The following is a 23,934-nucleotide window of genomic DNA, read 5'->3' as shown; positions in this document are numbered from 1 at the left end:
TGCGTCGGAGTGGGTCCTTTTTCGCTCACCCGCCACCCCCCCGCCCCCTCGACTTTCGGGGGCGGGCGGGGGGGGGGGGGGGGGGCGGCGCCCCCCCCCCCCCCCCCCCCCACCACCGCCTTGTCCGCATACGTTCGTCCCGCTGCGAGCCGCCGGGCAACGGCGGCTCCCCATACGGGAGATCGGGGGTGCACTCGTGCGCATCGGACTGCTTACGGAGGGTGGGTATCCGTACGTGAGCGGTGACGCCAGGCTCTGGTGCGACCGGCTGGTGCACGGACTCGCCCAGCACGAGTTCGACGTCTACGCGCTCAGCCGCAGCCAGCACCAGGAGGACGAGGGCTGGATCCCGCTGCCACCCAACGTCCGGCGGGTGCGCACCGCACCGCTGTGGATGGTTGAGGACGACGAGGCGGTGCTCGGGCGCCGTGCGCGTCGGCGGTTCGCCGAGTGCTTCGGGGAACTGGCCGCCGTGCTGTGCGGGACGCCCGGGAGCGCCTCCGCCGGAGGGCTCTCCGGGGGTGCGTCGACCCCTGAGGCGGACCGTTTCGCCAGTGCTCTGTACGGGCTCGCGGAACTCGCCCGCGAGGAAGGGGGACTGGTGGGGGCCCTCCGTTCGGAGGCCGCTGTGCGCACCCTGGAACGCGCCTGTCGTGCGCCCGGCGCTCAGCGCGCGGCGCGTGAGGCGCGCGTACCGGATCTGCTCGCCGTCGCCGCCCATCTGGAACGCGCCCTGCGCCCCCTCTCCCTCGACTGGTACGAGAACGAGGGGCTCGGCGCGGTCGACCTCTGCCACGCCGCGTCCGGCGGCACGGCCGCCCTGTCCGGCTTGCTGGCCCGGCACTTCACCGGCGTACCCCTGATGGTGACCGAGTACGGCGTGCGCCTGCGGACGCACTACCTCACCACCCCGGACGCCCCACCCGCCGTACGGTCCCTGCCGGCGGCCTTCCAGAGCCGGCTCGCGGCCGAGGCCTACGGGCAGGCCGAGGTCGTCACCGCCGGCAACACGCACGCCCGCCGCTGGCAGGAGCGCTGCGGTGCCGATCGCGAGAAGCTGCGCACGGTCTATCCCGGCATGGACGCCCGGCCCTTCACCGAGGTCGGCGAGTCCCCGGACGGCGCCGACCCGGACACACTCGTCTGGGTCGGCCGCGTCGAGCCCGCCCGGGACCTGGTCTCGCTGCTGCACGCCTTCGCGGAGATCCGCAAGCAGGAACCGAGGACGCGCCTGCGCATCGTCGGCGCTCCCGCCGGCCCCGAGGGTGCGGCCTACCTCGGCCACTGCAGGACACTGGCCGCCCAGCTCTTCCCCGACGAGGCCGAGGGCCCGCACGCCGCCGGGGACAACCCGGTCTCCTTCGAGGAGGTCGGCGGCCCCGATCTGCCGGCCGCCGCCGACGCCTACGCCTCGGGCGCCGTGACCGTCCTCTCCAGCGTCGTCGAGGGCTTCCCCCTGAGTCTCGTCGAGGCCATGCTCTGCGGGCGCGCGACGGTGTCCACGGACGTCGGCGCGGTCGTGGAGGTCATCGGTGGCACGGGACTCGTCGTACCGCCGCGCAATCCGCGGGCGCTCGCCGAGGCGTGCGTGGCGCTGCTGCGCGACCCCGAGCGCCGTGCGCGGCTGGGTGCCGCCGCGCGCGCCCGTGCCCTCGAACTGTTCACGGTCGAGCAGAACATCGAGGCATTTCACGGCATTTACCTGGAGATCGTCTCCCGTGCTCCCGTCCGCCGCTGTCTCCTCGACGGAGCGGGAGAGCCGCTGCCGTTCGCGGTTCCCGCCGAGGCCCACGTGCCCGTCCGCTGGACCGCCGCGTCGCCCCGCCTCACCCGAGGTGGTCCCGGCTGGGCGGCGGGCAGCCCCGTACGCGCCACCACTCCCGCCCCGGCCCCGGAGGGCGCCCGATGAAGGACTTGGGCGCATTGGATCGTCCGGGAACCCCGTCCGGCTCCGGGGCGCCGGACGCCCGCACGGAGAAGGAACCGGATCCGGCGACCACGGGCTCGCCCGGTCCGGGTGCCGATACCGAGCGGGCGAAGGCCGCTGACGGTACGCCGCCTCCCGAACCAGGGCAGACCACCGGCCACGAGGCACGTGTGCCGCCCGAGTCGGTCACCGGCCGCAAGGCGTCCACCCCGGGCCGGGGGGCCGCCGACCCCGTGAAGGCGCTGATGCACCGCCACCGCGAGCTCTGCGCGCGGGCGGTGGACCCTCTTGAGATCGCCGCCGGCCTGGAGGCGCACGGCATCACCGACCGGACCGCCGCCCGCTTCCGCCACCGGGACGTCTTCTCCCTCGCGGAGGAGATGTACGCAAGGGTCTCCCGTGACGGAGACGCCCCCCTGCCCGCGGCGCCCGCCGCACCCCGGGTACGCGCCGACTGGGCTCTCCTGACCCTCCTGCCCGGGGCGCTGTGCGCGGCCGCCGTGACCGCCGTGCACCTCACCCACGGGCAGACGCGGCTGCTCGCGGCCACGGCCGGTGCCCTCGCCGTAGCCCTGGCCCTCCGCGCGGCCCTGCGCCGAGGTCCCCTGAGCAGGACCGGCGCGGACCGACCCGGACCGCGTCCCGGCGCTGCCAACGGCCGAACCGCCCCGTGGACCGTGTGGTTCGTCGCCTACTCCCTGCTGGGCAACGGCCTGCTCGCCGGCGCCCTCGCCGGAGGCCCCGACGCCCTGCCCACCGGAACGGCCGACAGCCCCTGGCCCGTCACCGCCGCCCCGGTCCTGGCCCTCGCCCTGGCTTGCGCGCCCGCCGCCTGGACCGCGCACCTCTTCACCGCGCGGGCCCGCCGCAGACTCGCCGCCAGCCGCGGCCTGGAGGACTTCGCCGCCGCCGTACGCCCCCTCCTGCTCGGCGCGATCGCCCTGTTCCTGGGGGCCCTGGGGGCCCTGCTCACCCTCTGCGCGGCCCTCCTCGACGAGCCCGCGGCCCATGCGGAGGCCCTCAGCCTGGGCGCCCTCCTCTTCCTGGCCCGCCTCCTCACCACGCACGGCTTCACCTATGCCCCCGCCGTGGTCCTCACCGCGACGGCCATGGCCGAGGCGGCCACCCTCGCCACCGTCTTCGCCTCACGCCTTCCCGGCTTCGGCTTCCTGGCCACCCCCGTCGAAACCCTCGTCACCACCTGGGGCGCCGACAGCGTCCCCACCCTCGCCTGCGGGGCGGCGGCCCTGGCCCTCCTGGTCCACACGACCCGCAAGCTGACCCGGGCCTCGGCCCACGCACCGCCGGAGCCCGCGCGGTGACCGCCGCGGGCGCCGGCCCCACCGGCGCAGGCAGCACCCGTCCCACCCTTTCCTTTCCGCCTCGAGGAGAACCCGCATGACCACCCACCCAGGAACCCCGGCGACAAGGGGAGCCGCGTGATGAGAGTCCTGTTGATCGGAGCCAACGGTTACATCGGCCGCTTCGTCGCCGACCGCCTGCTCGCCGACCCCGCCGTACAGCTCACCGCCCTCGGCCGCGGCGACGACGCCGACGTCCGCTTCGACCTCGCCTCCGGCAGCCCCGGCGCCCTCACCCGCTTCCTCGACGCGGTCCACCCGGGCGTCGTCGTCAACTGCGCCGGCGCCACCCGCGGCGGAGCCCGGGAACTGACTCGCCACAACACCATCGCCGTCGCCACCGTCTGCGAGGCCCTGCGCCGCAGCGGCTGCGGAGCCCGGCTGGTGCAGATCGGCTGCAGCGCCGAATACGGTCCGAGCCAGCCCGGCTCCTCCACGGCCGAGGACGCCGTACCCCGGCCCGGAGGTCCGTACGGCGTCAGCAAGCTCGCCGCCACCGAACTGGTCCTCGGCTCCGGCCTGGACGCCGTCGTCCTGCGCGTCTTCTCCCCGGCCGGACCCGGCACCCCCGCCGGCTCCCCGCTGGGCCGTCTCGCCGAGGCCATGCGCCGCGCCATGCAGTCCGGCGACGGCGAGCTGAAACTCGGCGGCCTCGGCGCACAGCGCGACTTCGTCGACGTCCGCGATGTGGCCCGTGCCGTCCACGCCGCCTCACTCTCCGCCGCGCAGGGCGTCATCAACATCGGCTCCGGCCGTGCCGTACGTCTGCGTGACGCCGCCGCGGTCCTCGCCCGCGTCGCCGGGTACGGCGGCGCCCTCCACGAACTCGACGGCCCGCCCGGTGGCCTGCGCCCGGCCATCGGCCACCCACGCCCCGACCCGGACCACGCGCCGCCCGTCGCGTACCCGTACCCGGACGGCTGCGGCAACTGGCAGCAGGCGGATGTGCGCACCGCGCGCGACCGGCTCGGCTGGCGTCCGCGCATCGGGCTGGAGGAGTCCCTCGCCGACATCTGGATGGAGGCGGCATGCCGCATCTGACCAGCACCCGTCGGCACACCTCGGGCACGGAACTCCGCCCGGGGGTCGGCGTCCCCGGTTACGCGCATCCCCTTCTCGCGCCCACCGAGTGGGGCGAACTGACCCGCCCCGGCACCCCGCTGCACTGGGTGGTCCTCAACGTGGCCGACGGCCCCGGAGCCCGCCCCGACCCGCACTGCCTGGAGGCGGCGGGCCGTCTGCGCAACGCGGGCATCCGCGTCCTCGGCCATCTCGACATCCGGTACGGCACACGGAACCTCGGCGAGCTGATCTCGGACGCCCACCGGTTCGTCGACTGGTACCAGGTCGACGGGTTCCTCCTGGAACGCTGCCCGGCGGACCACGCCGGGCTGCCCGAGGTCCGCCGCACGGTCGCCACGCTCCGCGTGATCCGTGACGCTGCCCACATCGTCCTGGGCCACGGCATCCACCCGCACCCCGGCTACGTCGAGCTCGCCGACCAGCTGGTCACCTTCTCCGGCCCCTGGAGCGACTACCGCTGGTCGCAGGTGGCCGAGTGGACCACGGACCATTCGCCCGGGCGCTTCTGCCACTTCGTCCACGGCGTACCCCGCCCCCACCTGGCGGAGGCACTGGACATCGCCCGGCGGCAGGGCGCGGGCACGGTCTGGATCACCGACCGCACGGACCAGGGCGGTCCCACCCACCCCTGGGAGGCGATGCCCGGCTACTGGGACGAATTCGTCTCGCGCCTCGGAACGGGTGTCTCGGAATGAAAAAGCGCATGGCACTGTTACGGGGAGAACAACCGTAGTGATTGACCGACCAACGGAGTCCCCGTGTCGCTGCCACCCCTGGTCGAGCCGGCTTCCGAGCTCACCGTAGACGAGGTCCGCAGGTACTCCCGCCACCTGATCATCCCCGACGTGGGGATGGACGGGCAGAAGCGGCTGAAGAACGCCAAGGTGCTGTGTGTGGGCGCCGGCGGCCTGGGCTCGCCGGCGCTGATGTACCTGGCCGCCGCGGGCGTCGGCACCCTCGGCATCGTGGAGTTCGACGAGGTCGACGAGTCGAACCTGCAGCGCCAGATCATCCACAGCCAGGCCGACATCGGCCGCTCCAAGGCGGAGTCCGCCCGCGACAGCGTCAAGGGCATCAACCCCTACGTGAACGTGATCCTTCACGAGGAGCGGCTCGAGGCCGACAACGTGATGGACATCTTCAGCCAGTACGACCTGATCGTCGACGGCACGGACAACTTCGCCACCCGCTACCTGGTCAATGACGCCTGCGTGCTGCTGAACAAGCCGTACGTGTGGGGCTCGATCTACCGCTTCGACGGCCAGGCGTCCGTCTTCTGGTCCGAGCACGGCCCCTGCTACCGCTGCCTGTACCCGGAGCCCCCGCCCCCCGGCATGGTCCCCTCCTGCGCCGAGGGCGGCGTCCTGGGTGTGCTGTGCGCGTCCATCGGCTCCATCCAGGTCAACGAGGCCATCAAGCTCCTCGCAGGCATCGGCGAGCCGCTGGTCGGCCGACTGATGATCTACGACGCCCTGGAGATGCAGTACCGCCAGGTCAAGGTCCGCAAGGACCCCAACTGCGCGGTCTGCGGTGAGAACCCGACCGTCACCGAGCTCATCGACTACGAGGCCTTCTGCGGCGTCGTCTCCGAAGAGGCCCAGGCGGCGGCCGCCGACTCCACGATCACTCCCAAGCAGCTCAAGGAGTGGATCGACGACGGCGAGAGCATCGACATCATCGACGTCCGTGAGCCGAACGAGTACGAGATCGTCTCCATTCCGGGCGCCCGGCTGATCCCGAAGAACGAGTTCCTCATGGGGACCGCCCTGGAGAGCCTCCCGCAGGACAAGAAGATCGTCCTACACTGCAAGACGGGTGTCCGCAGTGCGGAAGTCCTCGCGGTCCTGAAGTCCGCGGGCTTCTCGGACGCGGTCCACGTCGGCGGTGGCGTGATCGGCTGGGTCAACCAGATCGAGCCGTCCAAGCCGATCTACTGAGCCGCATCCGGCCTCCCTTTCCGAGCGGCGGGGGTTTCGCGCACCACGGGTGCTCGAAACCCCCGCCGTCGTCATGAGCAGACCGTGCCGTCCTTCGGCACCGAGCCGTCCAGCAGGTACGCGTTCACCGTGGAGTCGACGCAGTCGCTTCCACTGCCGTAGGCGCCATGCCCCTCGCCGCGCCAGGTGAGCATCACGCCGACGCCCTCGCCCAGCTCGTCGGCCATCCTGCGCGCGCCCTCGTAGGGGGTGGCGGGGTCGCCCGTATTGCCGACGACCAGGACCGGTGCCGCGCCGGGGGCGCTCACCTCCGGGGTGTCATGCTGTCCGGGCACCGGCCAGTCGTGACACCAGCCTGCCGTGTCCCAACCGAGGAACGTCCCGAAGACCGGGGAGATCTTCTCGAACCGGGGCAGCAGCTTCTTCGTCCGGGCCGGCGTCGGCCGCTGCCTGTCGTCCAGGCACGATATGACCCGCTGGGAGTGAGTCGTCGTGCCGTAGGTCCCCGACGGGTGGCGTTCGTTGTAGCGGTCGGCGAGGGCCAAGAGCTCCGAGCCGTCGCCCTTCTCGGCCGCGTCGAGGGCGCCGGTCAGGGTCGGCCAGCTGTCCTTGCCGTACAGCGGCAGGATGATGCCGGTGACCGCGAGGGCCTGCGTCAGCTTCCGTCCGGGCGTGCCCGTCGCCAGGGGCCGTTCGTCGATCCGCCGCAGCAGGCCGGTGATCTTGCGGGAGCCTTCCTGCGGGTCCTGGCCCGTGGATTCGAGGTAGCCGTTCAGCGCGCGCTGGAATCCCCGGGCCTGGTTCTGGGCGTGGCCCACGGTGTCGGCGGCGGGGTCGACGACCGCGTCCAGCGTCATGCGTCCCACGTGCTTCGGGAAGAGATGGGCATATGTGCCGCCCAGCTCGGTCCCGTAGGAGATGCCGAAGTAGTTCAGCCGGTTGTCGCCGAGGACCTTCCGGATGCGGTCCATGTCGCGGGCCGAGTCGGCGGTCGAGACATGCGCCATCAGCTTCCCGGCGTCCTTCTGGCATCCCTTGCCGAAGTCGGCGGCGTCCTCGAAGTACACCTTCTCCTCGGCGGGGGTGTCCGGGGTGAGGTCGACCGACTCGGCGGCCTGGATCTCCTCGTCGCCGCGACAGCGCACCCCTTCGCTGGCGCCCACACCCCGCGGGTCCCAGCTGACCAGGTCGTACCGCTCGCGGAGTGCGGAGACGGTCGGGGCGTACGACGGCATCATGGACACGCCCGAGGCGCCCGGGCCGCCGAAATTGAACAGCAGCGATCCGACGCGGTCGTCACCGCGGGCCTTGGCGCGGATGAGCGCCAGCCCGATCGTCTCGCCGTCCGGCTTGGACCAGTCCAGCGGCACCTTCAGCGTCGCGCACTGCCATTCGCTGCTCGGCGCGGGAGCGTCGGCGGTGGCCTTGCACCGGCCCCACGCGAGCCCGCTCTTGTCGTCGTCGGACGAACCGCCGCCGCAGCCGGCGGCCAGCAGGGCCGAGGCGGCCGCCAGAGCGGCCCACCGAACGAAGCGCGTCATTGCCCATCCCCCCTCGCAGGCCGTCCGCTCCGTGCCGCGGATGGCGGTCATGCCATGGTAGGCAGCTCCCGCGTCGACCGCTTCAGCCTGTGGATAACCTTCTGACCTGCGAATTCTCCGGGATCGCTGCTGGTGTCAGGAGCAGACGCTCCCCGTCTGCGGCACCTTTCCGTCCAGCAGGTAGCCGTTCACGGCGCCCTGCACGCACTTGTTCCCGCTCTCGTACGCGCCGTGTCCCTGGCCCCGGTACGTCAGCTCGACCCCGACCCCCTTGCCCAGCGCGTTCACCATCGCCCGCGCGCCCTCGTACGGCGTGGCCGGGTCACCGGTGTTGCCGACGACCAGAATGGGCGCCGAGCCCGCGGCGCTCACGTCCGGATGGTCGGCGGCGCCCGCCACGGCCCAGTCGGTGCAGCTGAGCATGGCCCATGCCATGTAGTCGCCGAACAGGTCGGACGCGGCCCGGAACTCGGGCAGCTTCCGCTCGATGTAGGCGGTGTCGTAGCGGGGTTTGTCGTCGGCGCAGTTGATGGCGACGTTGGCGGCGGTGATGTTGCTGTACTCGCCGTTCTCCCTGCGGCCGTTCATCGAGTCGGACAGCGACAGCAGGATCCTGCCGTCACCGTCGTAGGCGTTCTTCAGGCCCTCGGTGAGGTACTCCCAGAAGTCCTGGGAGTACAGCGCCTGCACGATGCCGCTGGTCGCCGCCGTCTGGGTCAGCAGGCGCGGGAAGATCCCCGGGATCGGATTGCGGTCGAGGTCGTTCAGCAGCTTGGCGATACGGTCCTTCACGTCCTGGGCACTGTCGCCGATCGGGCACTCCTCGGCCTTCGACGCGCAGTCTTCGGCGAAGTTGTCGAGTGCCAGCTGGAAGCCCTTGGCCTGCCCCAGCGACCCCTGCTCGGAGTTCTGCGTGGGATCGACGACGGCGTCGAACACGGCCCGGCCGACCCGCTCGGGGAACAGGTGGGCGTAGACCCCGCCCAGTTCGGTGCCGTAGGAGATGCCGAAGTAGTGGAGCTTGTCGTCGCCGAGGACCTGGCGCATCAGGTCCAGGTCGCGGGCCGCGTCGGTGGTGCGCAGGTGCGGCAGGATCTTTTCGGAGTTCCGCTCGCAGGCGTCGTTGAACTCCTTGGTGTCGTCCACGAGCTGGGTGCGTTCGGCGGCGTCGTCGGGCGTGGCGTCCTGCTGGAAGTAGGCGTCGAGCTGCTGGTCGTTCTCGCAGAGCACGGGGTCGCTGCGGCCGACTCCGCGCGGGTCGAAGCTGACCAGGTCGTAGCGGGTGCGCAAGGTCTCGTAGCCCTCCGCGAACGCGGGCAGCGAGGTGACGCCCGAGCCGCCGGGCCCGCCGAAGTTGAAGATGAGCGAGCCGATGCGTTCGTTCCCGGCGCCGGTCGTCCCGACGCGGATCAGCGCGAGGCCGATGGTGTCGCCTTTCGGGTCGCCCCAGTCGAGCGGAGCCTTCATGGTGGCGCACTGCCACTCACCGTCGTCCGGCAGCGGGGAGGGCGAGGCGCCCCCGCCCTGGGCCTCGTCCGGGGCCGGGCAGGCCTTCCAGCTCAGTTCCTGCCGCGTGAGGTCCTCGTCCTTGGCGTCGTCGCCGCAGCCCGCCAGCATGGTGGAGAGCAGCAGGGCGGAGGCGGTCAGGGCGGTGGCGCGCAGCCGGAGGAGGGTTGGCATGGCTCCATCCTGCGGCGGCACCGAGCGGGACGCGCGGGACGCGTGCCGTACGAGGTAAGAGGGTTTGACGAGGCCGGAGGGCCTGCTCGCCGGGCCGGCAGCGCGGCTGAGACCCGATTGTCCGGCCGGTGGTGCCGAAAGCTGCCGGGCCGGTGGTGACAAGGGCCACGCCGGTGGTGCCGAAGGCTGTCGGGCCGGTGGTGACAAAGGCCACGGCCGGTGGTGCCGAAGGCTGTCCGCCGGTGCTGCGGTGTGAAGGGCCCGCTTCCGCGACGATTGTTCCCGAGCACCCCGGACGGGGAGGCGCCGGCCGACCGGGCGCGGCCCGGGCGGGTCAGAGGGCCTGTTTGCGCGTGAGGTGGTTGAAGGCCAGCCAGCCCGGCAGAACGGGGAGCCACAGCGTCAGGAGGCGGAACAGCAGGACCGCCGGTGCCGCGACCTCCTTCGGCAGTCCGACGGCGATCAGACCGACCGTCAGGGTCGCCTCGACCGCGCCCACGCCGCCCGGTGTCGGCGCCGCGGACCCCAGGGCGTTGCCCGCGAGGAAGACGACCGCGACGCTGGCGATGCTGATCGAGGTGGACTCGTCCCCGAAGGCGCGGATCGACGCATCCAGGCACATCACGAAACAGGCGGTCAGCAGCAGCATGCCGCCGATGCCGGTGACCAGCTTCTGCGGCCGCTGGAGGACGTCCAGCATGCGCGGCACGACCCCCGCGAACAGCGACCGCACGCGCGTGACGACGAACTTCCGCAGGAACGGCACCGACGTCACCACGAGCACGAGCACCGCCACCGTCAGCAGACCGGCGATGACCGTCCGGGACGGCGACAACGACGGTGTCTTCTCGGTGCCGGTCAGATAGCCGAAGGACAGCAGCATCAGGATGTGACAGCCGAGCCCGAACAGCTGCGACGCGCCGACACTCGCCACCGCGAGCCCCGGCCGCACCCCGGCGCGCTGCAGGAAGCGCGTGTTCAACGCGACTCCGCCGACCGCCGCCGGGGCGACGATCTTCACGAACGATCCGGCGACCTGCGCCGCCACGGTCCGCACGAACGGCACCCGCTCGGGCACGAACCCCAGCAGGGCCATCGCCGCCGCGACGTAGCTGCACATCGAGAACAGCACGGCCGCGGCGACCCAGCCCCACTCGGCGTTCGAGATGAGCGGCCCGAACTCGATGTGCGTGAGCTGCGTCAGCAGGAAGTACGCGCCGATCGCGCCGGCGATGAAGCTCATCAGCGTGCGCGGCCGTACCCGCTCCAGCCGGGCCGGCTCGACGGGCGCCTGCGGCCTGATCCGCAGCACCGCGTGCCGGATCTGAGTGAGCAGGTCCTCCTCGCGAGCCTCCTCCAGGGCCTCGTCGATCGCCCGCTTCTCGGCCCGCTGCTCCGCCCGTACGGCCTTCTTGTCGGGCTTCTCCAGGACCGGCGCGGACTCGTCCGCGTTCTCCTCCAAGCGGGCCTGCTTGGCCTGCCGGGACGCCTCCAGCACCGCGTCCCGCTCGCGCTGCGCCCGCTCCCGGGCCAGTCTGCGCAGCGTCGCGCGCGTGGAGCGGCTGAGCGCGATGGGCTGGAGCATCGGCAGGCAGTCCGCCACCGCGTCGGGACCGAGCACGCCCACCGCCGATGCCACGGCCCGCTCGGCACCCACTCGGAGGCCGAGGGTCACGAGCAGCTGGGAGGTGTCCATGCGCAGCAGCAGATCGCCGGCCGCGATCTCGCCGACGCGCAGGTCGGTGAGGATCACCGTGCCGGAACGATCAACCAGAATCGCGTCACCCACCAGCCTGCGGTGCGCGATACGCCGGGACTGCAGGGACCTCACCTGATGCCAGGTGTCGCGCAGCAGGTCGTCGGTGATCTCCTCGTCCGACAATGAGTCGAGGGTGCGACCGCCGCTGTGCTCGTAGACGAGCATCACCGCGTCCGGGCCGAGCTCGGAGGTGGCGATCAGCTTGGGGGCGTTGGCGCCGGCCGCGATGGCCGCGTATGCCAGCAGCGCCTCCTGCTCCAGTGCCTGCCGCAGCGACTGGAGGCTGCTGCGGGTGGCGAAGCCGCGCAAGGTGAGATTGCGCCAGGCGCGGTAGAAGAAGCCCTGCGCCTGCTGCTCCCGGTCCACCACCGTCACGTCCAGGGGCGGGCCGTCCTCGAGGGTGACGAAGTAGCGTCGGCCCCGGTCTCCGGTGTCCGGGGTGTCCGAGGTGTCCTCGCGGGACGCGCTGACCGGGCGGAAGCCGACGGTCCGCAGACCGGCCATCAGGGTCTGCCCGGTGGGCCGGACGTTGGGCGAGCCGACCGCGTACAGGGTGCCGTAGGCCACGGTCCAGCCGATCAGCACCGTCAGGATGATCGAGAACGGGGTCGTGTAGCCGGTGACGAGCATGGAGAAGGCGTCGAGGAGCAGCACGACCCACAGCACCGCACGCCATCTCGGTCTGCGCGACATGCCGACGGCCGTCATATAGGCGATGACCGGGGCCAGATAGCCGTGCACGGGATCGGTCAGCGCGTGGATGTCGCCGGGAGAGGGCTGTGTGAGCGCCTCCTGGATCGAGTCGGGGGCGGCCCGGGCGACCCACAGGTCGGTGGCGAGGGTCACACCATGCGCCAAGACTGCCGCGAGGACGCCGTCGGCGATGCGGAGCCCGTCCCGTTTGATCAGCCGCTCGATGGCGAAGGCGACCGGCACCAGCAGGATGGCGATGCTGGAGGCCAGCCCCGCGATCTTGATGAGCAGGTCGGGGGCCTGCCCGGTGCCCTTGTTGATGTCCTGTTCGAGGCCCGAGGTGGTGCCGTGCGCGAACGCGGCGATGCCGATCAGGATCGCGACGGCGAGCACACCCACGAGCAGGCGCATCAGGTCGGACGGGCGGTGCACGCGCGCGGGGAGCAGCGGTTCGTCGCCCTCCACCTCGTCGATGTGCGCGACGTCGGGCTCCTCGGCGGCCGCCCGGGGCTTCTTCGCGGCCCCCTTCGGACGGTCCTTCGGAGTGCTCGGGCGCGACGAAGCGTCAGAGGTGCCCTCCGTGCCCTCGGGGTGCGCACCCTGCTGCTTCATCGTCTCTTCTTGGTCTCGTATCACCGATCACCGCCCGCACGATGGTGGCATGCCGCACCGGCACACGGGACAATCAGGGTGCACATGCGGGGGCGGACAGTCTGCCCGACGCGCTCTTGCCTCGTGAGGGAAATGCCCGGGATCGCGCCCGGCCCGTTGTCGGTGGGGTGGGGCAGGATGGGGCGGATGAGTGAGCAGAGCCCTGAGGGGGGCGGGTACGAGGACGGGCCCGCGCAAGAGCTCCCCGAGTACGCCGAGCGGGTCCTCGACGTCGCCGAACTGATCCCGCCGGGTCGTGTCATGACCTACGGGGATGTCGCCGAGTGGCTGGAGCAGGGCGGTCCGCGGCAGGTCGGCCGTGTGATGGCGCTCTACGGGGGAGCCGCGCCGTGGTGGCGGGTCGTCCGCGCGGACGGCGTCCTGCTGCCCGGGCACGAGCAGCGGGCGCTCGGGCACTACCGGGCGGAGGGCACACCCCTGAAGGAGGCGGGCCGCTCGGCCGAGGGCCACCTGCCGCGCATCGACATGAGACGGGCGCGGTGGGACGGCGGCGATCGCGCGGAGGGTCACACCTGACAGCTTCCGCCATCGGACGGCCTCTCGTGGGACCCGTGATCCGTACGGGGGAATCGGGGCACATCGAGGGCATGACGTACGTTCGAGAGGCGAGGGGCGCGAGTGCCACGAGCGCCGCGAGTGACCGACGGGAAGAAGGGGAAGCCCTGCTTCCGCCTCACTGGTCGGCGTAGCGTCGGCTCCGCGTGCCCACGTCACCCCGCGGTCACCGCCCGCCTCGTGCGGTGGCCCGCCACCCAGCACTTCCACCAGAACCGGCGAACCACGTGAGCTCCTCTTCCTTCACCAGCCGCCTGTCGCACCCCCGGGTGCGGCGGGGGAGTCGTGGCGCCTACCGACTGGTACGTACCCCTCCTGCTCGGGTGGACCCCCCTCACTTGGACGCCTCGCAGCGCTCCGTGGTTGACCACCCGGGGGGCCCGCTGCTCGTCCTCGCAGGTCCCGGCACAGGCAAGACCACCACGCTCGTGGAGTCGGTGGCCGAGCGCGTCGCCCGGGGCGGGGACCCCGAGCGTGTGCTGGTGCTCACGTTCAGCCGCCGGGCGGCCGTCGAACTGCGCGATCGCCTGGCCCTGCGGACCGGGGCGGCCCGCGCCCCCCAGGCGACCACCTTCCACTCGTTCTGTTACGCCCTGGTCCGCGCCCACCAGGACAGCGACCTGTTCGTGGAGCCGCTGCGGCTGCTGTCCGGCCCCGAGCAGGACGTCTCCGTGCGGGAGCTGCTCGCGGGCCAAGTCGATCTGGAACGGCTCGGACTCGCACACGTGCGCTGGCCGGACGAACTGCGCGCCTGCCTGACCACCCGCGGTTTCGCCGACGAGGTCCGCGCGGTACTCGCCCGCAGCCGCGAACTGGGCCTCGGCCCCGACGCCCTGGACGCCTTCGCCCGCCGCACGGGACGCCCCGACTGGCGCGCCGCGGCCGCCTTCCTCGCCGAGTACCTCGACGTGCTCGACCTGCAAGGCGTGATCGACTACGCCGAGCTCGTCCACCGCGCGGTGCTCCTCGCCCGCCGCCCCGAGGTCGCCGCGTGGCTCGCCGCCCGCTACGACGCCGTGTACGTCGACGAGTACCAGGACACGGACCCCGCTCAGGTGCGGCTGCTGGACGCCCTGGCCGGCGGCGGCCGCACCCTCGTGGCCTTCGGTGACCCCGACCAGTCGATCTACGCGTTCCGCGGCGCCGACGTGAACGGCATCCTGGACTTCCCGCACGTCTTCCCGCGCGCGGACGGCCGCCCCGCCCCCGTCTCGGTGCTGCGCACGTCCCGTCGCTCCGGCGCCGGCCTGCTGGCCGCCACCCGGCTGCTCACGCAGCGCATGCCGCTGACCCGCCTGCCCGCCGAGAAGGTGCGCGCCCATCGCGAACTCGCCCCCGATCGGGACGGCGGCCGTGTCGAGGCGTACACGTACCCGACGTCCGGGACCGAGCTGGACAACATCGCCGACATCCTCCGCAGGGCCCATCTGGAGGACGGCGTCCCGTGGAGCGACATGGCCGTCCTGGTGCGCGCCGGCTCCCGCACCATCCCCACGGTCCGCCGCGCCCTCACGGCGGCGGGCGTCCCCGTGGACGTCGACGGTGATGACGTGCCGCTGCGGCACGAACCGGCGGTGGCACCGTTGCTGACGGCGTTGCGGGCGGTCGCTGCGGCGGAGGCGGGATCCCCCGTGCCCCGGCAGCCCGAGGAGGTCCCTTACTCCCGGGAGTTCGAGGAGGCCCCATCCTCCGACGACGCCCCTTCCGCACGCCAGGACAGCTGCTGGCTCGACACCGAAACCGCCCTCACCCTCCTGACCTCCCCCCTCGCGAGCATGGACGCCGCCGACCTGCGCCGTCTCGGTCGCGCCCTGCGCGACGAGGAACGGGCCGCGGGCAACCCGCTGCCGCCCCCCTCCGACCTGCTGCTCGCGCAGGCGCTCGCCGAGCCGGAGCGTCTCGCCGTGCACGACCCCACGTACGCGCGGGGTGCCCAGCGCCTCGGCGCGCTGTTGCGCAAGGCCCGCGAGCGCCTGGCCGGCGGCGGGACCGCCGAGGAGGCGCTGTGGGACCTGTGGGAAGGCACGCCGTGGCCCGGCCGGCTGGAGCGGGCCGCCCGCCGGGGCGGCGCCGCCGGGCGCAACGCGGACCGCGACCTGGACGCCGTCTGCGCCCTGTTCGCCACCGCCGCCCGCGCCGAGGAGCGCACCGGCGGCCGGGGGGCCCTGAACTTCCTGGAGGAGATCGACGCCGAGGACATCGCCGCCGACACCCTCACACGGCGTGCCGTGCGCCCCGACGCCGTCCGCCTGATGACCGCGCACCGCTCCAAGGGTCTGGAGTGGCGCCTCGTGGTCGTCGCCGGCGTCCAGGAGGGCCTGTGGCCGGACCTGCGCCGCCGCGGCTCCCTCCTGGAGGCCGACCGCATCGGCCGCGACGGACTCGCCGAGCCCCTCGCCCCCGGCGCGCTGCTCGCCGAGGAACGCCGCCTCTTCTACGTGGCCGCCACGCGCGCGCGTGAACGCCTTGTCGTCACCGCGGTCAAGGCCCCCGCGGACGACGGCGACCAGCCCTCCCGCTTCCTGACCGAACTCGGCGTCGAACCCAAGGACGTCACGGGACGCCCCCGCCGCCCGCTGTCCGTCGCCGCACTCGTCGCAGAACTGCGCGCCACCACGGTCGACCCGCGCGTCTCCGACACCCTCCGGGAGGCCGCCGCCCACCGCCTGGCCCGGCTCGCCGCCCTCGCCGACGACGACGGACGCCCCCTGGTGCCGTCCGCCCACCCCTACCGCTGGTGGGGCATGTTCGAGCCCACCGAGTCCAAGGTGCCGCTGCGCGACCGGGACCAGCCCGTCGTGCTCTCCGGCAGCGCCCTCGACCAACTGGCCAACACCTGCGCCCTCCAGTGGTTCCTCGGCCGCGAGGTGAAGGCCGACGCGCCCGCGACGGCCGCCCAGGGCTTCGGCAACGTGGTGCACGTCCTCGCCGACGAGGTGGCTTCCGGGCGCACTCCGGCCGACCTCGGCGTCCTCATGGAACGCCTCGACTCCGTGTGGAACGCCCTGGCCTTCGACGCACCGTGGAAGTCGGCCCAGGAGAAGGACAACGCGCGCGTGGCGCTTGAACGGTTCCTTCAATGGCACGTCATGAACCGCACCGGGCGCACCCCGGTGGCCAGCGAGCACGATTTCGACGTCACCCTCGAAGCGGGCGACTACCAGGTACGCATCCGCGGCCAGATGGACCGGGTCGAGACGGACGGCGACGGCCGCGCCTACGTGGTCGACTTCAAGACCGGCAAGCAGGCGCCCAGTTCGAAGGAGGTGGAGCGCCACCCGCAGCTCGCCGTCTACCAGCTGGCCGTACGCGAGGGCGCCGTAGACGAGGCCTTCGACGGCGTACGCCCCGAGCCGGGCGGCGCCGAACTCGTCCACCTCCGGCAGGGGGCGGCCAAACGCGACGGCGGTGAGAGCCTGCCCAAGGTGCAGGCCCAGGAGCCCCTGGAGGGGGAGTGGGTCGGTGATCTGCTGGCCACCGCCGCCGGCAAGGTTCTCGACGAACGGTTCACACCGACCGCGGGGCAGCACTGCACGCACTGCGCGTTCCGGGCCTCGTGCAGCGCGCGGCAGGAGGGGCGTCACGTCGTCGAGTGAGCTATCGCACCACCTGGGCCGACCTGCGCTTCTTCCCTCACGGAGGCCGATCCGGTCACTCCTGTCAGTGGCCGCCGCTAGCCTTTCGCTGTGCCCGCCCGAATCACCGATCCCGAACAGCTCAAGGAGCTCCTCGGCATCCCGTTCACCCCGGAGCAGACGGCCTGCATCACCGCGCCGCCCGCCCCGCAGGTGATCGTGGCCGGAGCCGGCTCGGGCAAGACGACGGTGATGGCGGCCCGCGTGGTGTGGCTTGTCGGCACCGGCCAGGTCGCCCCCGAGCAGGTACTCGGCCTCACCTTCACCAACAAGGCCGCCGCCGAACTCGCCGAGCGCGTCCGCAAGGCGCTGGTCAAGGCCGGCGTCACCGACCCCGACGTCATCGACCCCGACAACCCGCCGGGCGAGCCGGTGATCTCCACGTACCACGCCTTCGCGGGCCGTCTGCTGACCGACCACGGCCTGCGCATCGGTCTCGAGCCCACGTCCCGGCTGCTCGCCGACGCCACCCGCTTCCAGCTCGCCGCGCGCGTCCTGCGCGAGGCGCCCGGGCCCTACCCGGCCCTGACGCGTTCCTTCCCGGACCTGGTCGGCGACCTCCTCGCCCTCGACGCCGAGCTCGCCGAGCACCTCGTACGCCCGGAGGCGCTGCGCGCGTACGACGCCGACCTGCTGCTGACGCTGCGGGGCGCCAAGCTCGGCAACGCCGACCTGCGCAAGGTCCCCGAGGCGGCCGCCGCCCGGCGGGAACTCGCCGAACTGGTCACCCGCTACCGGACCGCCAAGCGCGAGCGGGACCTGCTCGACTTCGGCGACCAGATCGCCCTGTCGGCCCGGCTCGCCGGGATCCCCGAGGTGGGCCGTGCCCTGCGCGACGAGTTCCGGGTGGTCCTGCTCGACGAGTACCAGGACACATCGGTCGCCCAACGCGTCCTCCTGGCAGGCCTGTTCGGCGAAGGCACCGGCCACCCCGTCACCGCCGTCGGCGACCCCTGCCAAGCGATCTACGGCTGGCGCGGCGCCTCCGTCGCCAACCTCGACGACTTTCCCGAGCACTTCGCCCACGCCGACGGCCGCCCCGCGACCCGTCAGGCCCTCAGCGAGAACCGCCGCAGCGGCGGCCGCCTCCTCGACCTCGCCAACGACCTCGCAGAGCCCCTGCGCGCCCTGCACGCGGGCGTGGAGGCCCTCCGTCCGGCCCCCGGCGCCGAACGCGACGGCATGGTCCGCTGCGCCCTGCTGCCCACCCACGCCGAGGAGATCGACTGGGCCGCCGACTCCGTCGCCCACCTCGTCCGGACCGGGACGGCACCCGGCGAGATCGCCGTCCTGTGCCGCACGGCGACCGACTTCGCCGAGATCCAGGGCGCCCTGGTCGCCAGGGACGTCCCCGTCGAGGTCGTCGGCCTGTCCGGGCTGCTGCACCTGCCGGAGATCGCCGACCTCGTCGCCGTCTGCGAGGTCCTCCAGGACCCCGGCGCCAACGCCTCGCTCGTGCGCCTGCTGACCGGCCCTCGCTGGCGCATCGGCCCGCGCGACCTCGCCCTGCTGGGGCGGCGCGCCCGGCTCCTCGTGGCGCACGCGCGCGTGACGGACGACGACGACCAGGACCGCCGCCTCGCCGAGGCCGTCGAGGGCGTCGACCCGTCCGAGGTGATCTCCCTCGCGGACGCCCTCGACACCTTCCTGGAGACCCCGCTGGACGGCCGCGGGGACGACGACGGCCTGCCGTTCTCGCCCGACGCGCGCGTGCGTTTCGCCCGGCTGGCCACGGAACTGCGCGAACTGCGCCGCTCCCTGGCCGACCCGCTGATGGATGTCCTGCACCGCGTCCTCGCCGTCACCGGCCTGGAAGTGGAGCTGTCGGCGTCCCCGCACGCCCTGGCCGCCCGCCGCCGCGAGACCCTGTCCAACTTCCTGGACGTCGCCGCCTCCTTCGCCGCCGGCGACAACGAGGCGTCCCTGCTCGCCTTCCTCGGCTTCCTGCGCACGGCCGCACAGTACGAGAAGGGGCTCGACAACGCCCTCCCCGGCGGCGAGAACACCGTCAAGGTGCTCACCGCCCACAAGTCCAAAGGGCTGGAGTGGGACGTCGTGGTCGTCCCCGGCCTGGTCACCGGCACCTTCCCCAGCAGCCAGGGCCGCGAGAAGTGGACCTCCCAGGGCAAGGTCCTGCCGCACGAGCTGCGCGGTGACGCCGACACCCTGCCCGACGTGACGTCCTGGGACGCCAGGGGACTGAAGGCCTTCCACGAGGCCATGAAGGAGCACCAGCACACCGAGGAGCTCCGCCTCGGTTACGTCACCTTCACCCGCCCCCGCTCGCTCCTCCTGGGCTCCGGCCACTGGTGGGGGCCCACTCAGAAGAAGCGCCGCGGACCCTCCGCGTTCCTCCAAGCCCTGCACGAGCACTGCGAAGCCGGGTACGGCGAGATCGAGGCCTGGGCGGACGAACCCGCCGAGGACGAGGAGAACCCGGCCCTGCACCGGACGACGGCGGACCAGGTGTGGCCACTGCCCCTGGACGAGACGGCCCTCGCCCGGCGCCGGGCGGCCGCCGAGACCGTCCTGGCCCACCTGGAGGACCTCGCGTCCCACGAGCACGGGCACCCCGCAGCCGTTCACGATCCCGACGCCCTCGACGACCCGGAGTGGCCGCCGCCCCCCGAGGACGACGAGCCTCCTTACGAAGGACCTCCTTACGAAGGACCTCCGTGCGACGAACCGGACCCGTTCGACGAGGACCCCCTCGAGGTGGGTTCCCCCGACGGGGACCCCTTCGGCGACGCCTACGGCGAAGACCCGGCGGACCGGAACACCCTCCCCGCCGGCCGCCCCACCGTCCCCCACCAGCTGCCCCCGGCCGCCCGCCCACACCCCGGTACCTCCGAGCACCCGGGCCCCCGGGGCCGGGAACACCGGCGCCTCACCCCGGAGGAAGCCCGCACCATCGCCTCCTGGGACCGCGACCTCGACGCCCTCACCGGCGAACTCCTGCGCGCTCGCGACAGCGTCACCGACGTCCCCCTCCCGGCGTCGCTCTCGGCGTCCCAGTTGCTGCGCCTGGCCGCCGACCCGGACGGCTTCGCCCAGGAGCTGGCCCGCCCCATGCCCCGCCCGCCCCAGCCCGCGGCCCGGCGCGGCACCCGCTTCCACGCCTGGATCGAGGCCCGCTTCGAAGAGCTCACGCTGCCCATGCTGGAGCCGGAGGAACTGCCCGGAAACGAGGCCGAGATCGCCGACGAACGGGACCTGGAGGCCCTCAAGGACGCCTTCGAGCGCACCGAGTACGCACACCGCACGCCCCACCGGGTGGAGGCTCCCTTCCAGCTCGAGATCGCCGGCCGGATCGTCCGGGGCCGCATCGACGCCGTCTACAAACAAGGCGACGGGGAGCATGCGACGTACGAGATCGTCGACTGGAAGACCAACCGCTCCCGCACCGCCGACCCCCTCCAGCTCGCCGTCTACCGCCTCGCCTGGGCCGAGCAGCAGGGCGTCCCACCCGAGTCGGTCACGGCCGCGTTCCTCTACGTGCGCAGCGGCGAGATCGTACGCCCGGCGGAGCTGCCGGACCGAGCCGCCCTGGAGCGATTGCTGCTGGAGGAGCCGTCCGGCGCGGAGAGCACAGCGGGGACCGGGGCCGGGCCCGGTGAGGAACCGCACTCCGAGGACGCCCGTGCGGGCCGATAGGCTCGTGACCATGAGCCAGACCCCGGACAGCGTCGTCCGTACGTACATTCAGCAGCACCGCGCCGCCTTCCTCGACGACCTCGCCGAGTGGCTGCGCATCCCGTCGGTGTCCGCCCAGCCGGACCACGCGCCCGACGTACGACGCAGCGCCGACTGGCTCGCCGCCAAGCTGAGGGAGACCGGCTTCCCGACGGCCGAGGTCTGGCCGACCCCGGGCGCGCCCGCCGTCTTCGCGGAGTGGCCCTGTGACGACCCGCAGGCGCCCACGGTGCTGGTCTACGGCCACCACGACGTGCAGCCCGCCGCCCGGGAGGACGGCTGGGACAGCGAGCCCTTCGAGCCGGTCGTGCGCGGGAACCGCCTCTACGCGCGGGGGGCGGCGGACGACAAGGGTCAGGTGTTCTTCCACACCCTCGGCGTCCGTGCCCACCTCGCCGCCACCGGCCGCACCACCCCGGCCGTGCACCTCAAGCTGATCGTCGAGGGCGAGGAGGAGTCCGGCTCGCCGCACTTCCGCGCCCTGGTCGAGCAGCACGCCGAGCGGCTCAGCGCCGACGCGGTGATCGTCTCCGACACCGGCATGTGGTCCGAGGACACCCCCACGGTGTGCACCGGCATGCGCGGCCTGGCCGAGTGCGAGATACGCCTGTACGGCCCCGACCAGGACATCCACTCCGGTTCCTTCGGCGGCGCGGTGCCCAACCCGGCGACGTCCGCCGCCCGCCTGGTCGCCGCCCTGCACGACGAGCACGCGCGCGTGGCGATCCCCGGCTTCTACGACGGCGTGGTCGAACTCACCGACCGCGAGCGTGAACTGCTCGCCGAACTGCCCTTCGACGAGCAGCGGTGGCTGCGCACGGCCAAGTCGCACGCCACGCAGGGAGAGGCCGGGTACACCACCCTGGAGCGGATCTGGGCCCGCCCCACCGCGGAGGTCAACGGCATCGGCGGCGGCTACCAGGGCCCCGGCAGCAAGACGATCATCCCCTCCTCCGCCGTGCTGAAGCTGTCCTTCCGCCTGGTCGCCGGCCAGGACCCCGACCATGTGGCGAAAGCCGTCCGCGCCTGGGCCGAGGAGCAGGTACCGCCCGGGATCCGCTGTGACATCACGTTCAGCGGCGCCACCCGCCCGTGCCTGACACCGCTGGACCACCCGGCCCTGCGCTCGGTCACCCGCGCCATGGGCCGTGCCTTCGAGAAGCCGGTCCGCTTCACGCGCGAGGGCGGCTCCGGTCCGGCGGCCGACCTCCAGGACGTCCTCGGCGCCCCGGTGCTGTTCCTGGGCATCTCCGTCCCCTCGGACGGCTGGCACGCCCCGAACGAGAAAGTCGAACTCGACCTGCTCCTCAAAGGCGTCGAGACCACCGCGTACCTGTGGGGTGACCTCGCCGAGAACTGGCGCCATGCACCCTGAGCGTCCCGAGCCGCCCGGACCGGCCACACGCGCGCGGCACACTGGAAGCACCGTCCCGCACCGCCCGAGCCCGCCGGAGCGGGTCGTCTCCCGCCGTACGTCCCGCTGAACCGCCTGCCGAACCCGACCGTCCCACCGGGGAGTTGGAAGCACCCGTGACCACCTGGACCGACCACAACGCCGACCGCCCCATCTCGCTCACCGCCCCGAGCGGCATCGACAGGGCCGCGCACCACCGGCTCGACGAGGCCTGGCTCGCGGCGGCGTGGAGCCACCCCACCACCCGCTGCTTCGTGGTCTCCGGCGGACAGGTCCTCATCGACGAGACAGCGGACGGGCGCACCGAACTCGTCATGACTCCCTCGTTCGAGGCCCCCCTGACCGAGGCACACCGCTACTTCCTCGGCATCGACGAGGACGGCGTCAGCTACTTCGCCCTCCAGAAGGACTCCCTGCCCGGGCGCATGGACCAGTCCGCGCGCCCGGCGGGCCTGCGCGAGGCGGGCGCGCTGCTGTCGGCACGCGACGTGGGCCTCATGGTGCACGCGGTGGGTCTGGAGAACTGGCAGCGCACCCACCGTTTCTGCTCGCGCTGCGGGGAGCGGACCGTCATCGCAGCCGCCGGGCACATCCGCCGTTGCCAGGCCTGCGGCGCGGAGCACTATCCGCGCACGGACCCCGCCGTGATCATGGCCGTGACCGACGAGGACGACCGCGTCCTGCTCGGCCGCCAGGTCCACTGGCCCGAGGGCCGCTTCTCGACGCTCGCCGGTTTCGTCGAGCCCGGTGAGTCCATCGAGGAGTCCGTGCGCCGCGAGGTCCACGAGGAGGTCGGCATCAGCGTCGGCCAGGTCGAGTACGTCGCCAGCCAGCCCTGGCCCTTCCCGTCCAGCCTCATGCTGGGGTTCATGGCCCGCGCCACCTCGACCGAGATCAATGTCGACGGCGACGAGATCCACGAAGCCCGCTGGTTCTCCCGCGACGAACTGCGCGCCGCCTTCGAGTCCGGTGAGGTGCTCCCGCCGTACGGCATCTCGATCGCGGCCCGCCTGATCGAGCTCTGGTACGGCAAGCCGCTCCCGACGCGGAGCGCCGCCTGACGGTGGCCGCCGCTGTGACCGGCCCGTACTGGAACCACAACGTCCATCACCACCCTGCCGTGCGGGGCGGCCTTGGACGCCGGCTGCGGCGACGGCCTGCTCACCCGCAAGCTCGCGGCCCGGGCGGCCTCCGCCACGGGGGTGGACCGCTCCCCGGAGATGATCAAGCTCGCCCGTGAGTTCGCGTACACCTACCGCACGGAGCTGACGAGCGACGTTACAGCGGTCCACGGCGGAGACGGTGGCGAGTCGGTGTGCGGAGGCTACGGCCACCTGCTGGCATGGCTGCCCCTGGCCACCGCCCATCGCAACCCATCCATGGCCGAGTTCGTGTACGGCCCGGAGGGCGAAGACCTCTTGAGGATTTCCCTGCTCGGCCTGTGTTCACGCTCTGAACCTGCGGCTTTGCCACCGCGCGCTCAGAGGTTCGGTTGGCGGCGGCTGCCAGGTGGAGCGCTCAGTCTCCGCGCCCTCCAGGGCGCTTCAGGGGGACGGCCTCGCATCCACGGCGGTGGTGCCGAGGGCGGGCCTTGTCCTGCCGCTGGGTCTGCCCGGGGGGACACAAACCCCCGATCAGCGTGAGGCCGGTCGGGGGTGTGCCGCGCGGGGGTCAGACGCCGAGCGCCTGCTTCACCTGGGCAAGGCTCGGGTTCGTCATCACGACCTCAGCGCCACCACTGGAGGGAACCACCTGAACGGTCGGCACCGTCTGGTTTCCGCCGTTCGCCTTCTCCACGAACGCGGCGGACTCCGGGTCCTGCTCGATGTTGATCTCGGTGTACGCGATGCCCTCGCGGTCCATCTGGCTCTTCAGCCGGCGGCAGTAGCCGCACCACGTGGTGCTGTACATCGTCACAGTGCCCAGCATGTCGCTCGTGCTCCTTCATTGGCTCGGGGCGGGTGGTCGCAGTGAGGGAACGTAT

At 72.7% G+C, this 23,934-nt stretch carries 14 protein-coding genes and 2 pseudogenes; 12 read left to right on the top strand and 4 right to left on the bottom strand.

From position 1 onward, the window contains the following. Positions 1-196: 196 nt before the first annotated feature. From ACIQHQ_RS15285 to moeZ, 5 genes are all read left to right on the top strand, one after another. Positions 197-1,909 (top strand): DUF3492 domain-containing protein, encoded by a 1,713-nt coding sequence (locus ACIQHQ_RS15285; protein ID WP_402612379.1) that lies wholly within the window; start codon positions 197-199, stop codon positions 1,907-1,909. Further along, positions 1,906-3,249: a hypothetical protein gene (locus ACIQHQ_RS15280; RefSeq protein ID WP_402612378.1), complete on the top strand. Its 1,344-nt coding sequence runs from the start codon at positions 1,906-1,908 to the stop codon at positions 3,247-3,249. Before ACIQHQ_RS15285 ends, ACIQHQ_RS15280 begins: the two co-directional genes overlap by 4 nt. A gap of 120 nt (positions 3,250-3,369) precedes the next feature. Next, a complete protein-coding gene (locus ACIQHQ_RS15275) occupies positions 3,370-4,329 on the top strand; it encodes an NAD-dependent epimerase/dehydratase family protein (RefSeq protein WP_402612377.1) in 960 nt (319 codons plus the stop codon). Continuing rightward, on the top strand, positions 4,317-5,066 hold the full coding sequence (locus tag ACIQHQ_RS15270; RefSeq protein WP_402612376.1) for a spherulation-specific family 4 protein: 750 nt from the start codon (positions 4,317-4,319) through the stop codon (positions 5,064-5,066). Before ACIQHQ_RS15275 ends, ACIQHQ_RS15270 begins: the two co-directional genes overlap by 13 nt. A 63-nt stretch (positions 5,067-5,129) precedes the next feature. Then, positions 5,130-6,308, top strand: a complete 1,179-nt coding sequence (moeZ, locus tag ACIQHQ_RS15265) for an adenylyltransferase/sulfurtransferase MoeZ (RefSeq protein ID WP_402612375.1) — start codon at positions 5,130-5,132, stop codon at positions 6,306-6,308. Positions 6,309-6,379: 71 nt separating this feature from the next. Here the strand turns inward: moeZ and ACIQHQ_RS15260 are convergent, their stop codons facing one another. The 3 genes from ACIQHQ_RS15260 to ACIQHQ_RS15250 form a co-directional block, all read right to left on the bottom strand. Then, a complete protein-coding gene (locus ACIQHQ_RS15260) occupies positions 6,380-7,849 on the bottom strand; it encodes an alpha/beta hydrolase (protein ID WP_402612374.1) in 1,470 nt (489 codons plus the stop codon). Between the two features lie 135 nt (positions 7,850-7,984). Further along, complete coding sequence (locus ACIQHQ_RS15255; protein ID WP_402612373.1) at positions 7,985-9,529, bottom strand: alpha/beta hydrolase; 1,545 nt, start codon at positions 9,527-9,529, stop codon at positions 7,985-7,987. 334 nt (positions 9,530-9,863) lie between these two features. Beyond that, positions 9,864-12,593 (bottom strand): lysylphosphatidylglycerol synthase domain-containing protein, encoded by a 2,730-nt coding sequence (locus ACIQHQ_RS15250; protein ID WP_402612372.1) that lies wholly within the window; start codon positions 12,591-12,593, stop codon positions 9,864-9,866. Between the two features lie 186 nt (positions 12,594-12,779). Here ACIQHQ_RS15250 and ACIQHQ_RS15245 point away from each other — a divergent pair, with 186 nt between their 5' ends. The 7 genes and pseudogenes from ACIQHQ_RS15245 to ACIQHQ_RS15215 all read left to right on the top strand — a co-directional run. Beyond that, positions 12,780-13,169 (top strand): MGMT family protein, encoded by a 390-nt coding sequence (locus ACIQHQ_RS15245; RefSeq protein ID WP_402612371.1) that lies wholly within the window; start codon positions 12,780-12,782, stop codon positions 13,167-13,169. Between the two features lie 266 nt (positions 13,170-13,435). Continuing rightward, on the top strand, positions 13,436-16,804 hold the full coding sequence (locus ACIQHQ_RS15240) for an ATP-dependent helicase (RefSeq protein ID WP_402612370.1): 3,369 nt from the start codon (positions 13,436-13,438) through the stop codon (positions 16,802-16,804). Positions 16,805-16,894: 90 nt separating this feature from the next. Continuing rightward, positions 16,895-20,497, top strand: a complete 3,603-nt coding sequence (locus ACIQHQ_RS15235; protein ID WP_402612369.1) for an ATP-dependent helicase — start codon at positions 16,895-16,897, stop codon at positions 20,495-20,497. Between the two features lie 10 nt (positions 20,498-20,507). Beyond that, entirely contained in the window at positions 20,508-21,911 is a 1,404-nt protein-coding gene (locus ACIQHQ_RS15230; protein WP_402612368.1) for a dipeptidase, read from the top strand. A 155-nt stretch (positions 21,912-22,066) separates the two neighbouring features. Next, positions 22,067-23,011, top strand: coding sequence for an NAD(+) diphosphatase (gene nudC / locus ACIQHQ_RS15225; RefSeq protein ID WP_402612367.1), 945 nt, complete (start codon positions 22,067-22,069; stop codon positions 23,009-23,011). 72 nt (positions 23,012-23,083) lie between these two features. After that, positions 23,084-23,146: pseudogene (locus tag ACIQHQ_RS15220) on the top strand (hypothetical protein); the annotation flags it as partial. Between the two features lie 54 nt (positions 23,147-23,200). Next, positions 23,201-23,406 (top strand): annotated as a pseudogene (locus ACIQHQ_RS15215) (hypothetical protein); the annotation flags it as partial. A 215-nt stretch (positions 23,407-23,621) separates the two neighbouring features. Here the strand turns inward: ACIQHQ_RS15215 and ACIQHQ_RS15210 are convergent. Next, positions 23,622-23,879: a mycoredoxin gene (locus ACIQHQ_RS15210; RefSeq protein ID WP_187823882.1), complete on the bottom strand. Its 258-nt coding sequence runs from the start codon at positions 23,877-23,879 to the stop codon at positions 23,622-23,624. Positions 23,880-23,934: the final 55 nt, after the last annotated feature.

Source organism: Streptomyces sp. NPDC092370, assembly GCF_044755265.1.
Lineage (GTDB): Bacteria > Actinomycetota > Actinomycetes > Streptomycetales > Streptomycetaceae > Streptomyces.
This window is presented reverse-complemented; position numbering and strand designations above follow the sequence as displayed.

What these genes read in the sequence shown, in the direction of transcription:
- ACIQHQ_RS15245 (WP_402612371.1), top strand. Translation starts at nt 12,780, where the DNA reads ATGAGTGAGCAGAGCCCTGAGGGGGGCGGGTACGAGGACGGGCCCGCG.
- ACIQHQ_RS15270 (WP_402612376.1), top strand. Translation starts at nt 4,317, where the DNA reads ATGCCGCATCTGACCAGCACCCGTCGGCACACCTCGGGCACGGAACTC.
- ACIQHQ_RS15260 (WP_402612374.1), bottom strand. Translation starts at nt 7,849, where the DNA reads ATGACGCGCTTCGTTCGGTGGGCCGCTCTGGCGGCCGCCTCGGCCCTG.
- ACIQHQ_RS15210 (WP_187823882.1), bottom strand. Translation starts at nt 23,879, where the DNA reads ATGCTGGGCACTGTGACGATGTACAGCACCACGTGGTGCGGCTACTGC.
- ACIQHQ_RS15230 (WP_402612368.1), top strand. Translation starts at nt 20,508, where the DNA reads ATGAGCCAGACCCCGGACAGCGTCGTCCGTACGTACATTCAGCAGCAC.
- ACIQHQ_RS15255 (WP_402612373.1), bottom strand. Translation starts at nt 9,529, where the DNA reads ATGCCAACCCTCCTCCGGCTGCGCGCCACCGCCCTGACCGCCTCCGCC.
- ACIQHQ_RS15280 (WP_402612378.1), top strand. Translation starts at nt 1,906, where the DNA reads ATGAAGGACTTGGGCGCATTGGATCGTCCGGGAACCCCGTCCGGCTCC.
- ACIQHQ_RS15275 (WP_402612377.1), top strand. Translation starts at nt 3,370, where the DNA reads ATGAGAGTCCTGTTGATCGGAGCCAACGGTTACATCGGCCGCTTCGTC.
- ACIQHQ_RS15250 (WP_402612372.1), bottom strand. Translation starts at nt 12,593, where the DNA reads ATGAAGCAGCAGGGTGCGCACCCCGAGGGCACGGAGGGCACCTCTGAC.